At 50.0% G+C, this 12,800-nt stretch carries 12 protein-coding genes; 1 reads left to right on the forward strand and 11 read right to left on the reverse strand.

Annotated features, from left to right (window positions below; translation table 11 throughout):
* Positions 1 to 47: 47 nt before the first annotated feature.
* From IDZ20_RS12290 to adk, 8 genes are all read right to left on the reverse strand, one after another.
* Positions 48 to 1,055 (reverse strand): tryptophan--tRNA ligase, encoded by a 1,008-nt coding sequence (locus IDZ20_RS12290; RefSeq protein ID WP_188151718.1) that lies wholly within the window; start codon positions 1,053 to 1,055, stop codon positions 48 to 50.
* 147 nt (positions 1,056 to 1,202) lie between these two features.
* Entirely contained in the window at positions 1,203 to 2,360 is a 1,158-nt protein-coding gene (locus tag IDZ20_RS12295) for a tRNA-queuosine alpha-mannosyltransferase domain-containing protein (RefSeq protein WP_188151719.1), read from the reverse strand.
* A gap of 30 nt (positions 2,361 to 2,390) precedes the next feature.
* Complete coding sequence (locus IDZ20_RS12300) at positions 2,391 to 3,428, reverse strand: cyclic nucleotide-binding domain-containing protein (protein WP_188151720.1); 1,038 nt, start codon at positions 3,426 to 3,428, stop codon at positions 2,391 to 2,393.
* 149 nt (positions 3,429 to 3,577) lie between these two features.
* Positions 3,578 to 4,867, reverse strand: coding sequence for a M18 family aminopeptidase (locus IDZ20_RS12305; protein ID WP_188151721.1), 1,290 nt, complete (start codon positions 4,865 to 4,867; stop codon positions 3,578 to 3,580).
* Between the two features lie 74 nt (positions 4,868 to 4,941).
* Entirely contained in the window at positions 4,942 to 5,739 is a 798-nt protein-coding gene (locus tag IDZ20_RS12310) for an undecaprenyl-diphosphate phosphatase (protein WP_188151722.1), read from the reverse strand.
* A 23-nt stretch (positions 5,740 to 5,762) separates the two neighbouring features.
* Positions 5,763 to 6,476 carry a tRNA (adenosine(37)-N6)-threonylcarbamoyltransferase complex dimerization subunit type 1 TsaB gene (gene tsaB / locus IDZ20_RS12315; protein WP_188151723.1) on the reverse strand — a complete coding sequence of 238 codons (714 nt, stop codon included), beginning with the start codon at positions 6,474 to 6,476 and terminating at the stop codon, positions 5,763 to 5,765.
* A gap of 82 nt (positions 6,477 to 6,558) precedes the next feature.
* Positions 6,559 to 7,134: a hypothetical protein gene (locus tag IDZ20_RS12320; protein WP_188151724.1), complete on the reverse strand. Its 576-nt coding sequence runs from the start codon at positions 7,132 to 7,134 to the stop codon at positions 6,559 to 6,561.
* A gap of 193 nt (positions 7,135 to 7,327) precedes the next feature.
* Positions 7,328 to 7,975 carry an adenylate kinase gene (gene adk, locus IDZ20_RS12325; protein WP_188151725.1) on the reverse strand — a complete coding sequence of 216 codons (648 nt, stop codon included), beginning with the start codon at positions 7,973 to 7,975 and terminating at the stop codon, positions 7,328 to 7,330.
* Between the two features lie 484 nt (positions 7,976 to 8,459).
* On the opposite strand from adk, the gene IDZ20_RS12330 reads away from it, so the two are divergent.
* On the forward strand, positions 8,460 to 8,795 hold the full coding sequence (locus tag IDZ20_RS12330) for a type 1 pili tip component (RefSeq protein ID WP_188151726.1): 336 nt from the start codon (positions 8,460 to 8,462) through the stop codon (positions 8,793 to 8,795).
* On the opposite strand, the gene mazG is transcribed toward IDZ20_RS12330, so the two are convergent.
* From mazG to cysM, 3 genes are all read right to left on the reverse strand, one after another.
* Positions 8,792 to 9,637 (reverse strand): nucleoside triphosphate pyrophosphohydrolase, encoded by an 846-nt coding sequence (mazG, locus tag IDZ20_RS12335; RefSeq protein ID WP_188151727.1) that lies wholly within the window; start codon positions 9,635 to 9,637, stop codon positions 8,792 to 8,794. The two genes, IDZ20_RS12330 and mazG, sit on opposite strands and share 4 nt — an antisense overlap.
* Positions 9,638 to 9,664: 27 nt before the next feature.
* Entirely contained in the window at positions 9,665 to 11,911 is a 2,247-nt protein-coding gene (gene relA, locus IDZ20_RS12340; RefSeq protein ID WP_188151728.1) for a GTP diphosphokinase, read from the reverse strand.
* Positions 11,912 to 12,022: 111 nt separating this feature from the next.
* Positions 12,023 to 12,800, reverse strand: a 778-nt coding sequence (cysM, locus tag IDZ20_RS12345) for a cysteine synthase CysM (RefSeq protein WP_188151729.1), incomplete at its 5' end; no start/stop codon positions are given.

Consider the following 12,800-nt stretch of genomic DNA (forward strand, 5'->3'; position numbering starts at 1 on the left):
CCAAAAAAGGGAGGAGTAAGTGGTGACTGAAGCCACCACTTTAAGGGTTATTGCAGTGGCGCAATACCAATAGATTTTCGTACTTGTGCCAGTAGTGGTCGGCTATAGGCTCTGGCCTTTTCAGCGCCGGCTATCAGCACAGTTTCAATTTCCGATGGGTTCTCTAACAGCTCATTGTAACGTTCGCGAGCCGGGCCTACTTCCGCATTTATCAGTTCAAACAGTTGCTTCTTGGCTTCTCCCCAGGCAATCCCTTCTTCAAATTGCTTTCGCATCCATTGAGTTTGCTCGTCACTGGCGAACGCCTGCCAAATTTGAAACACCGTGGAAGTATCTGGATCCTTTGGCTCACCCGGCTCAAGGAGGTTGGTCTTAATCTTGTTAATATGCTTTTTAAGTTGTTTTTCCGGCAAAAACAAGGGGATTGTATTGCCGTAACTTTTACTCATCTTGCGGCCATCTAAGCCTTGCAGTACGGCGACATTGTTGTCGACAACGGCCTCCGGCAACACAAATGTTTCACCGAAATGATGGTTGAAACGACCTGCCACATCACGCGCCATCTCTAAATGCTGAATCTGGTCCTTGCCGACCGGAACATGGCTGGCGTTAAACATCAGAATATCCGCGGCCATCAATACAGGATAACCAAAAAGACCCATGGTAACGCCAAAATCGGGGTCTTCATTATTCTCCCGATTTTGATCAACAGACGCTTTGTAGGCGTGAGCGCGGTTCATTAAGCCTTTCGCTGCCATACAACTTAGCACCCAACAGAGCTCGGTAATTTCGGGAACGTCCGACTGGCGATAGAACACGGCTTTATCGGTATCCAACCCCAAGGCCATCCATGTTGCCGCAATTTCTTTGGTCGACTGGTGAATCAGCTCAGGTTGCTGACATTTGATAAGTGCGTGCAGGTCGGCCAGAAAGTAAAAACTCTCACTATCCGCATCCCTACTCGCTTCAATTGCGGGACGAATCGCGCCAACATAGTTACCCAAGTGAGGGGTGCCGGTGGTGGTAATGCCGGTGAGTATACGTTTTGCTGCCATGTTCACTACCTTAAGCTGTTTCTTTTATCGTTATAGATAGAGGGAAATATCCCCAAGCCAAATCTAGCTATTTTTGAAGGGCGCTAATATAACACGCACAAGAATAAGGTTCATGACCTGAGAAGCAGTGCCAACCTAGAGTTCAGCCTAAAAATCGACAGTGTCTATCAGGTGCCGATAGTCGCTGCTGAGCGCGCGCCAACTTAAATGATCGAGCGAGGGCGCTAGGGGCAGCCCTTGTTCGTTATATACATTGTTGCAATATTCTTGGATCAGCTCCGCACAGGCCTGTGAAGCGCTAGGGCTATCAAGCTCTCCGGGGTAACACCAACGCGGCTCAAACAGCTCCCGATAGGCTAGCCTCAGCGGTACCAGCGGAATACACCCTGCGGCTACAGCTTCGAGCACCGACAAACCCTGAAAGTCGTGCAGCGCGGTAGACAGCACCACATCCGACTGACGCAGCAATTGCCGGTACGCCACTTCAGAATCTACATAACCCCAAGTTCCCAGCCATTGGTTTTGCTCGAGTAGCGTCAAAATATGTTCAAATTCCGTTGGCGAACGCCGAAACTTCTGGCCAACAATATGCACTTTTAAGGCAAGCTCTGGCGGCAACATCTGCAAAACTTCCAGCAATTGTTGCGGCCCCTTGTCGTATTCCCAGCGGTGATTCCACACAATTTCTAATGGTCGTTGCGGTATTGCGGGTTTCGAGTGTGGACTCGGCTGTAACTCAGGGCTTGGCGAGTAGCAATGATCCTCTAAGGGAACCGGCAGCGTTTGCGCCTTCGCTGCGAGTTGCTCGGCGACACCGAGAGGAACTTCATCCGGCATTTTTTGCAGTAAATCCTTCACCCCCACAATAAAGGTGTCGCGGTTATAGCCGCTATTAAAGAGCAGTCGATCCGCCGCTAGGGCGCTATACAGCTGAACCATTTTTGGCTCGAGACTATGTTTTTGAGCACTATGTTTTTGATGGTCGCTTAGTGGGTAATCGAACTGGTTTTCATGGAAGTACAAATAGGTTGGAACGGCAGCAAGCGATGGCACTAGGCCACGCAAGGTTGCCAAGTCTGTCATGGAGGTCGCCCAGATTTGGCTAAACGCTTGGTTTAAAACCTGAGCCTCATTCAAGGCCCAGCTCAACGGGTTGCCCCGTATCCGCCAGTTAAACCAGCGCGGCGCCAAGCTCAGCTGTACCCACTCGATATCGGGGAACTGCGCCGCCAGAGCCAACCGCCAGCGGCGGTGGCTCTCGGCGTCGTAGGCGCTGAGTAGGAGAATTTTTTTAGAATCAGACAAAAAGTACGGTTCGCAGAATAAGTTTTAGCGTTACTGCGTACCACTTTTCAATATAACCGCATCAAACCCTGCCTGACACAAGAGGTGCGCAGCTATATCGGCGCGACTACCAGCGTCGTCAGGAACGACATATACGTTTGAATGGCCGAGCTCAGGGAGCGCGTTACGCAAGCGAGAAAGGGGGATGTTAACCGCTCCGGGGAAGTGATTCGAGCGAAATTCCATAGGCATTTTCACATCGAGTAGCTTGTAGGGCTTTTCCAGCTTATCCAAAAGCTGATTTTCAACATAACGAACCACCGGTGCTTTTAGTAACGCCATAAAATCGTCACTGTTCAAACGCTTCAAGCGGCCTTTTGTTTCCATGCTGATAGTCGCATTGCGAGGAGTATTGCCGAGCAACGCTTCCTCACCAAAAAATTGGCCTGGGCGCAATTCAACATCAATACTGCCTAAACGATTGGTCACTCGCGCCTGCCCTGCTACAACCACATAAAAATAGTCGCCGCGCTCGCCTTCTTTAACAACCACATCACCAGCATCTAGGGCGACATCTTGAAATCGAAGAAACAGTTCTTGTACTTGCGTGAGAGGGATTTTTGCGAATAGAGGGGACTGCAACAATGCCGACATCCAATCGCCGCCATTCACCTCGGTAATATCCTCAACTTCGAACTCTGAGGTAGGCGTGCTGGTTTGGTCAAACGACGCCGAAGCGGCCGACTGACTCCAGGCGATCAACCGATCAAGCAGCTCCGTTTCAATACTGAACACCGTGGCTGAGCTGGACTTTGCAACCGCAGAACTAAGCGTTGGCGACTCCACGTTGAGGGTTATCTTGGCGCTTTCCGAGCCGGCAACTTGGGTCGACACATAAAAAGCGCTATTGATAAGGTCAACCTGACCATCCAATAGAAAGTACTTATTTGCTAGTACCCGGCCTCGTTTAAAGATCATTTGGCCTTTGCTGAATTCCTGTACTTCTATCTTGGCTAAGGCTTCTTCCAAATATTCATCTTCCAATCCATTGAAAGGTACAAAAGATTTAAGTTTCTTAAGATCTAACATCACTTGTCCTCACAATAAGCACGCATTCTGCTTACTTTCGGACACTCGAACTGCGCCTGAATTCACGTAATTGAAGCAACAGGCTCGTGATAGGATTCTTTTGTGAGGGAACTCTCAATCTAGACTTAAATGCGCTAAAGCTAACGCATTTAAACTAACGGCGATGCCAAAAACCGGCTCAGCAATAGCTCTAGATGGGTTATATCCTTGCTACCAGCCAACTCTCGTATCGAGTGCATGGCAAAGGTTGGCACACCTAAATCAACGGTTTCAACGCCGGTAAGTGCCGCCGTAATCGGGCCTATGGTACTGCCGCAACGCATATCAGCACGCATCACAAAGGACTGCAGGGGGATTTCTTCCGTGCCGCCCTCTCCCTTTGCCAAATAACGAAGCTTTGCTGCACTACTGCTATTGGTGGCATAGCTCTGGTTGGCATCGAACTTTAACACCGGCCCTGCATTCAATCGCGGGCCGTGGTTGCTATCGTGCTTGTCGGCAAAATTGGGGTGTATGCCATGAGCGTTATCGACCGAGAGCATCATGGATTTTCGCAGCACTCTTAGGCGAGTATCCGCATCGGGCAGGATGCGCTGTAATACGTCGTTCAACAGCGGGCCCTGCGCGCCTAGCTCTGTGCGACTGCCGATTTCTTCATGATCATTACAAATAAGCAGCGATGTTTCACCACTACCGGCTTTAACAAGTGCCGCAGCACCGAGATAACAGCTGAGCAAATTATCCAATCGTGCGCTGGCTACGAACTCTCGCTGCAACCCCACTAATGAAGGCGGCTGCACATCGTAAAAACTCAAGTTGTAATCCAGAATCTCAATTGCGCTAGGGTCTTGTAGCTGCAGTTGCAGTAACAGCGTTTCACGCCAAGATTGCGCTTTATCAGACTGCCCTATAATTGCGCTCATCTGGGTTTGCGGGTTTACCGCTCGACCACTATTCGCCTCGCGATCAAGATGAATAGCAAGACTGGGGATAACCGCAATCGGCACGGCAAAATCAATCAACGCTTGCTTTAACAGGCCTTTCTCATCGGTATAGTCAACGCGGCCAGCGATCGAAAGGTCGCGGTCAAACCAAGGGTTTAGCAGCGCACCTCCATAAACATCCACCCCAAGTTGCAAATAACCTTCGCGCAATTTTTCTGGCTGCGGCTTAACTTTCAAACAAGGGCTATCGGTATGAGCACCGATTAAGTGGATACCCGTCTCAAGCAACGGCTTTTCCCCATAAATAAATGCGATTAATGCACTTTGCCCACGCACGCAAAAATAACGACGGCCCGGCTTTAACGACCAACTATCATGCTCACTCAATTGGCTAAAGCCCTGCGCTAGTAGCAAATCAGCGAGCGTAGCGGTAGCGTGAAAAGGCGTGGGCGATTTAGCAAGAAACTCTAGTAGGTCATCGGCACTATTGGTCACAACAATTCCTTTGGCAATTAATATATAGATCTGGACTTAGTAAAGACTACGGATTACTTGGCGTGTTTGGTTCATTAAATTATCAAGAGAATAAGTCCTGCGCCCAACACTAGCCGATAGATGACAAAAGGTAACATGCTCAAGCGATTAATAAAGCTTAGGAAATAGTGAATACAAAAATAGGCACTAACCCCCGATACGACTATCCCAAGCGTCAAACTCGCCCAATCAACCGCAATGTCGGACAACAGTAACTTCAACCCAATGTAGCTCGCGCTTAAGACAATAATGGGAATCGATAGCAAAAATGAGAATCGCGCAGAATCGTGCCGAGAAAAACCCAGCAATAAAGCCGCGGTGATGGTAATTCCTGAGCGAGATGTTCCCGGGATCATCGCCAGCGCTTGCGCAAAGCCGATAATCAGCGCCGCCTTGATTGTCAGCGACGCCAAATCACGACTCGGGTTGGGACGCCGATCCGCATAGCCTAACAGCACGCCAAAAATAATCGTTGTCGCGGCGATTACCGCAATCGAACGCAGATGTAATTCAATAAAATCTGCAAGTAACAACCCGAATAGCCCCGCGGGTAGTGTGGCAAGTATGATCAACCACGCCAGCCGACTCGACTCACTGTGTCGACGCAATGCCACACTGGCAAACCAACCTTGCAACAAATCGGCAATATCGCGTCGAAAATACATCACTACGGCGGAAAGCGTACCAAGGTGGACGGCGACGTCAAACGCCAAACCTTGATCGGGCCACCCCAAAACCTCTTTCGGTAGAATAAGGTGAGCTGAACTGGAGATAGGTAAAAACTCGGTAATGCCCTGTATAAGTGCCAGAACGATAACCTGAATAGTATCCATAGAGCGGGGGTCTCAATTAAAAATTAGAGTGAATTCGGCGGCCGGATTCGCTGCCGTTTTTTCCAGGAAATTTCATTGCGTAGATATAGCGGTTCAAGTGGTGGCTCGGCGATAGCACTCGTTTCGATTTGCGCGATGGTCTGACGCTCTGCGACTTGCACTATGGCACTGGCGCGCGGCATCCATTCGGGGTCGACCTGAACAGACGCCGCTGGAGTCGCGATTACCTTCCAGCCATGCCCTAGCGCGGTGTAGCAACTAGGGAGATTGGCCTCGCAATATTCCGTAACATTTTCAGGTGCACAAACCTGCGCGGCCTTATATTCAAACAAAATGCCATTTTCGACCCGGTAAACGCCCCAATAAACCTCCGCCATACGTGCATCCAAGGCTGGAACTAGATAACCGTTATAACTCGGGTGGCGGTTTACATAGCCCTGCGCCATAACCTCGAGGGTATTTACCCCAATGGCTGGAATTTTTGCGCCATAGGACAAGCCTTGCGCGATACCTATGCCAATGCGGATTCCGGTAAACGAGCCGGGGCCATGTGTAACAGCAATAGCATCTATGCTGGCCAAGTCCGTGGCGGCGGCTGACAGTACCTCATCGACGAGAGGCAATAGCTGTTGCGCATGGGATTTAGGTATGTCGGAACGACGTTCGAACACATTCTCGCCGTCCCAGACAGCCACCGAACATACTTCAGTCGCTGCATCTAGTGCTAATATTTTCACCTCAAAACCCCATTGCCGTATTGTCGATTCGACCTTTTCGATTCCATAGTGTCAGCGCTATTTAAACGCACTAAGTTAATTATCATCGCTGAGTTTTCGGTTTGCTTTTCGATTTGCTTTTTGCCTTAGCGCCCGACTTAACTTTAAGGGCGGCGCTTGCCTTTACTTTATTTTGCGCTTTTAACACTTTCGTCGCCGCTTTTTGCGCAGCAACTTTTAATTTTTTGCTATCTTCTTTTGAGCGTTGCTTAGCCCAACCGTCTACAAAACTTCGGGTCGCGCGCTGCAGATCGTGCTCTGACTTTCTCGCTAATTCCAGGCGGGCTTGCTCTACCGCCAGCTCAGCTTCTATTTCGGCTTGACGAACTTGAGCATTAAGCTTGGCTTCTGCCAGTACATTCTTCGCCGCCGCCGCCGCCAATCGCGCGCCGGCAACCGTATCGGCAGCGGCTGATACTATTTTTCGAGCAGCAGCAGCTTTTTTAATATCGGACGGACGTTTAGTTTTTTTTGCTTTTAATTGCGCCTGAGACGCAGACTCTCGTGTTAGTGTTAACGCCTTATTGGCCTTTTCCAACACCTGCGCAGCTACTTCGAACCTAACCGTGGCTGCATTAAATTCTTCATCGAAATAAATATCAGTAGACGTCTGTTTCATAGCACTTCATTCATCGTTACAACCAGTAGTGAAGCATTCTAACGGTTTATTTCCAGGATAAGAACTTACCGTGGATAAAAACAAAAATGGCTCCAGTATAGGAGCCATTTTGTCGTAGCTATTCAGTCGCTAAGCCGCTTAACCAGTCATATTCGTCACTACCAATTACCCACTAAATCTAGCTTAGGCACGTTTAGTTTAAGCTGGCTAGCACACGACTTTTAATTTCTTCTAACGAACCGACCCCTTCTACGCGACAAAACTTAACCGGCTTACCTGACGCTTGCTGCGCCTGATAGTAAGCCACTAGTGGCTCGGTTTGCTCATGGTATACAGATAAACGATTACGCACAGTATCTTCTTGGTCGTCATTGCGCTGAATTAGCGGCTCACCCGTCTCGTCATCCATACCAGCTGTAGTCGGCGGGTTATGGTCAACGTGATAGACCCGACCGGACGCTTCGTGAACGCGACGGCCACTTAAACGAGATACAATTTCATCATCGTCAACAAAAATTTCCAATACATGGTCAATGACCACACCCGATTCTGTCAGTGCTTCGGCTTGAGGAATAGTGCGCGGAAAGCCGTCGAACAAAAAGCCCTTCTTGCAGTCTTCTTGGGAGATGCGCTCTTTTACCAAGTCGATAATGATATCGTCAGAAACCAAACCGCCGGTCTCCATAATATGCTTTACCTTTTTACCCAGCGGCGTACCGGCTTTAACCGCAGCCCGCAACATATCACCCGTGGAAATCTGGGGAACACCGTAAGCTTCCATAATAAACTTAGCCTGTGTACCTTTACCGGCACCTGGCGCGCCCAATAAAATTGCTCTCATTTGGTTAAAACCTCTTAAATGAATAGAATTCTGTTTGCCTTCCACTATTTGAACTCGTTGAGCTCGCGCTACGGCGGGAGACAATGGCCTCAACCGCTCAATCGGCATTTCTTAATCAAAACTTGATACTAGCCTCGCGCTAACAAACCGCAAGTCCAAAAATCGGCCCCGCCTCAGCTGCCGTTAACTCGCTCGGAGCAGAGTTTATCGGTTACAAGCCTTCGGCGTAAGCCCAACCAGCGATTACCACGAAGCCTCACTATCAGCGGTTTACCGTCTTATAGTAACGGGGGCGTTAAGATACACGCCAGCCTAGCCGCAGACAAGAGAAGAACCGCATTTCTCTAGTTTGCCAAATCCTACTCTATACTTCTTGTTATAACGGGAGCAAAATTAGAGCCGTTGTATCCCAAGTAACCTGTTTAGTCGGCCAGTATATGGCCAGTTTTTTACGACTACGAGTCAACAACAAGGGGTTTGTTACATGAAAGTCAAAGAGTTAGTCTCCAATTGGCAGTCACTTGCCCAATGCACATTTGCAGAAACAAACTTTACCGTAAATCTCTCTGTCGAAGACGCCGCCAAAGTCGATGCGCTCGCCGATCTGTATCCAAGGCGCTCTAAAGAGCAAATTATCAGTGAGCTAGTCTCCGCTGCACTAGCCGAAATCGAACAAAGCTTACCCTATGTTCCCGGTAATAAAATCGTCGCGACAGACGAAATGGGCGAGCCCATTTATGAAGATGTAGGCCCAACGCCAAACTATTTAGAGTTGACGCGCAAGCACCTCAATCGCCATCGCAGCGAGAGTGTCAGCTAAGCCTCATCGCGCTTCTGCTGCTCCCAAGCGGCTTGCATTTCTAACATATCGACCTCGCCGAGGGCTTTACCCTGCTGAGCGAGGAGCTTCTCAACCCCATTAAAACGTCGTTCGAACTTGCGATTAGCGGCGCGCATCAACCCTTCCGAGTCACATTTTAGATGCCGCGCAAGATTGACGCAGGAAAACATTACGTCACCCAGCTCTTCCTCGAGTTTTTGCTGTGCAGCGCCGTGATTGGCGTTCAGCTCTGAATCGGTGAAGGCTTGTCGCAGTTCAACAACCTCCTCTTCAAGCTTAGCCAATACGGCAACTCGACTATCCCAATCAAAACCAACACCAGCAGCGCGCTTCTGTAACTTCTGTGCGCGACTCAATGCCGGCAGCGCTAGCGGTACGTCTTCTAGAGTCCCGAGTTTGCCCTTTTTTGCTCGCTCATCCTGCTTAATCGCCTCCCAAGAGGCTTTGATAGCGGCTTCTTCAGGTGCTCCAGCTGCACGACGACTGCTCAAGGTGCCGTCTGGAAACACATGAGGATGACGCCGTACTAGCTTGGCGGTCAATCCATGCACGACATCTGCAAAATTCCAGAATCCATCTTCTTCGGCTAGCTGGCTATAAAAAACCACCTGAAACAATAGGTCGCCAAGCTCTTCACGAAGATGCGGGTAGTCGGCCTTCTCAATGGTATCGACCACTTCATAGGCTTCTTCTAGCGTACTGGGCGTAATCGATTGATAGGTTTGTTTCAGATCCCAAGGGCAACCGTACTCTGGCTCTCGTAGACGCGCCATCAGTGTCAGAATATCGTCGATTCCGTATTGCGTTGATTCTCCAACCATAATGACAACCTAAGCCTATATAAAACGTTATATTTTGCGCTGTGCAGAAGACACGTTTGGAAGATGATTTAGCTTAGCCAGCACCCGACTTAGTGCGCTGTAATCCGCTATCTCCATTTGCACAGTCATATCCACGGTGTTCTTGGTTTTGTTCGATAGGGTTTGCATCGCGCTAACGTTGATCTTTTCACGGTCTAGCAGTGTTGTGATATCGCGCAGCAAACCGTGCCGGTCGAAGGCTTCGATAAAAACGCTAACTGTATATGTGTGCGTCGGTGCGTCGGCCCAGTCGACACGGATTATGCGTTCCGGCTCATCCCCTTGTAGCTGTAGTATATTGCCGCAGTCCATACGGTGAATCGATACACCGCGACCTAAAGTGATGTAACCGGCGATTCTATCGCCAGGAATAGGTCGGCAACACTGGGCGATGTGAGACATCATATTACCCACACCATCGATAAACACATCTTCGGCGCTACCGGTATCTGTCGTCTTGGCTCGCCCCACCATTGAACTTGCGGGAAGCTCATCTTTATCCGTCTTCAGCAACCGCTGGGCCGCGTTAATGACTCGCTCCACGCCCAAATCGGCCGTTCCGACCGCCGCGTAAAGGTCTTCGAGGGTTTTTAAGTTCAAGCTTTGAGATAAAGACTGGAAGTCGAGGTTTTCGACCCCTAAGCGCTTAAACTCGTGATCAAGTAAGGCGCGGCCATCCGCTATATTTTGATCGCGGTCCTGCAGCTTGAACCACTGCTGAAGCTTGCTACGCGCGCGCGATGTGGTGATATAACCCAAATTTGGGTTGAGCCAATCACGGCTAGGCGCTTCGCGACGACCGGTCAAGACTTCAACCTGGTCAGCTGTTCGCAGCGAGTGGTTGAGCGGCACTATACGACCGTTCACCTTGGCCCCTCGACAGTGAATACCCACATCCGAATGGATGCGGAAAGCAAAATCTACTGGAGTGGCGCGGGCGGGCAAATCAACCACATGTCCCTCGGGGGTAAATACGTAGATTCGATCTTGCTCAATACTCTTCGGCAGATAGTCATCCCAGGGGACGCTACCAACTTCATCATGCCACTCCAGCACTTGCCGCAGCCATTCGATCTTTTTCTCGTAGCTATCCGTGCCCTCTTGGCTGTCGGTGTCTTTGTAGCGCCAATGGGCGCAAACCCCAAACTCTGCTTCTTCGTGCATTTTATGAGTGCGAATTTGCACCTCTAACGCTTGGTTCGCCGGCCCATGTACCGCCGTGTGTAAGGAGCGATAGCCGTTTTCTTTCGGGTTGGCGATGTAGTCATCAAACTCGTGGGGAATGTTGCGCCACAAAGAGTGCACCAAACCCAATACGGTATAGCAATCGCGCTCTGAGTTGACCAAGATTCGCACGGCGCGAATATCGTAGACTTCAGAAAAGCCTATATTTTTGCGTCGCATCTTCCGCCAGATACTGTAAATATGCTTCGCTCGACCGTAGATATTTGCGGAGATACCGTCTTCGTCCAATGCCGACTGCAACATTTGAATAACGCTATCGATGTAGGTCTGTCGGTCGATGCGCCGCTCGTCTAGAAGCTTGGCGATATATTTATAATCGAAGGGCTGTAAATAGCGGAATGAGAGATCTTCAAGTTCCCACTTGATATGACCTATACCTAAACGATGCGCTAAGGGGGCAAAGATATCAGCTACTTCGTGTGCGACTTTTTGACGCCGTTCTATTGGCGCATTCTTCACGGCACGAATTGCACAGGTACGCTCAGCCAGTTTGATTAAGGCGACGCGGACATCGTCAATCATGGCCACTAGCATCTTACGTACATTTTCGGCTTGCTCGGCCGATTGCAGACCAATTACTGACTCTGACGACTGATTTGAGGTGCCACTAATGGCCGCCATGCGCTGTACGCCCTCAATAAGATCGGCGACCTTGTCGCCAAACTCGGTACGCACGCGGGCGCTGGCCAATTTATTCTCGCGCACGCTGCGATAGAGAATACTCGCGACCAGCGTTTCTTCATCGAGCTGTAGATTCGCCAGAATTTCGGCCATCTCCAGCCCGGCGTTTAGTGTGGTATAGCCCTCACCCCAAGCATTATTGTGATCGCCCTCTTGCTCAGCTGAAGCCTGCGCCAACTGGCAGGCTTTGATAATGATCACCTGAGTTGAATTAGGTATGTGGGCGAGCTTCTGAATACGCTCACACCAGCTCGCGATATCGATCTCGCCATTTTCATCCAGCGGATGATCTTCTCTGATTTTAACCATAATCTTTTGTCAACTTAACTAATCTGTAAGTCACTCAATAGTCCTTTTGAGTTTAGTTTTGCAATGCTTGAAACCCTAACAACACCTAAATTTCACCATACCGAGACAGACCTAGACGAACACACCCGAAGACAGGTAGCGATCGCCACGATCGCACACAATCGCGACAATCACGGCATTTTCAACGTCTTTACAAACTTCCAATGCTGCCGCAACAGCGCCACCAGAGGAGACACCGCAAAATATACCCTCGCGACGCGCGAGATCGCGCATCGTCGTCTCGGCCTGCTGTTGCGATATATTGAGAACCCGGTCAATATCTTTATCAGTGTAGATACTAGGTAAATAGGCTTCTGGCCAGCGGCGAATGCCGGGAATATTAGCGCCCTCAGCTGGCTGCAAGCCAATAACCTCGATATTTGGATTACGCTCTTTTAGGAACCTAGACGTTCCCACGATAGTCCCGGTCGTCCCCATAGAACTGATGAAGTGCGTTACCGTTCCCGCAGTCTGCTGCCAAATTTCCGGGCCTGTACCCTCGTAATGAGCTAATGGGTTATCGCCATTGCCAAACTGGTCCAATACAACACCTTCACCGCGAGCACGCATCTGGCCAGCCAAATCACGCGCGCCCTCCATGCCCTGCTCACGGGTAACCAGTATCAGTTCCGCGCCATAGGCCGTCATCGCGGCCTTGCGTTCGTCGGTCGCATTGTCAGGCATAATCAAGATCATTCTGTAACCTTTGATTGCCGCCGCCATGGCCAAGGCGATACCCGTGTTGCCGCTGGTCGCCTCGATTAGGGTATCTCCTGGTGTGATATCACCTCGTGCCTCGGCGCGGCTAATCATAGATAGTGCCGGTCGGTCTTTTACCGAACCGGCAGGG

The sequence above is a fragment of the Teredinibacter waterburyi genome, assembly GCF_001922985.1.
GTDB classification, from domain to species: domain Bacteria; phylum Pseudomonadota; class Gammaproteobacteria; order Pseudomonadales; family Cellvibrionaceae; genus Teredinibacter; species Teredinibacter waterburyi.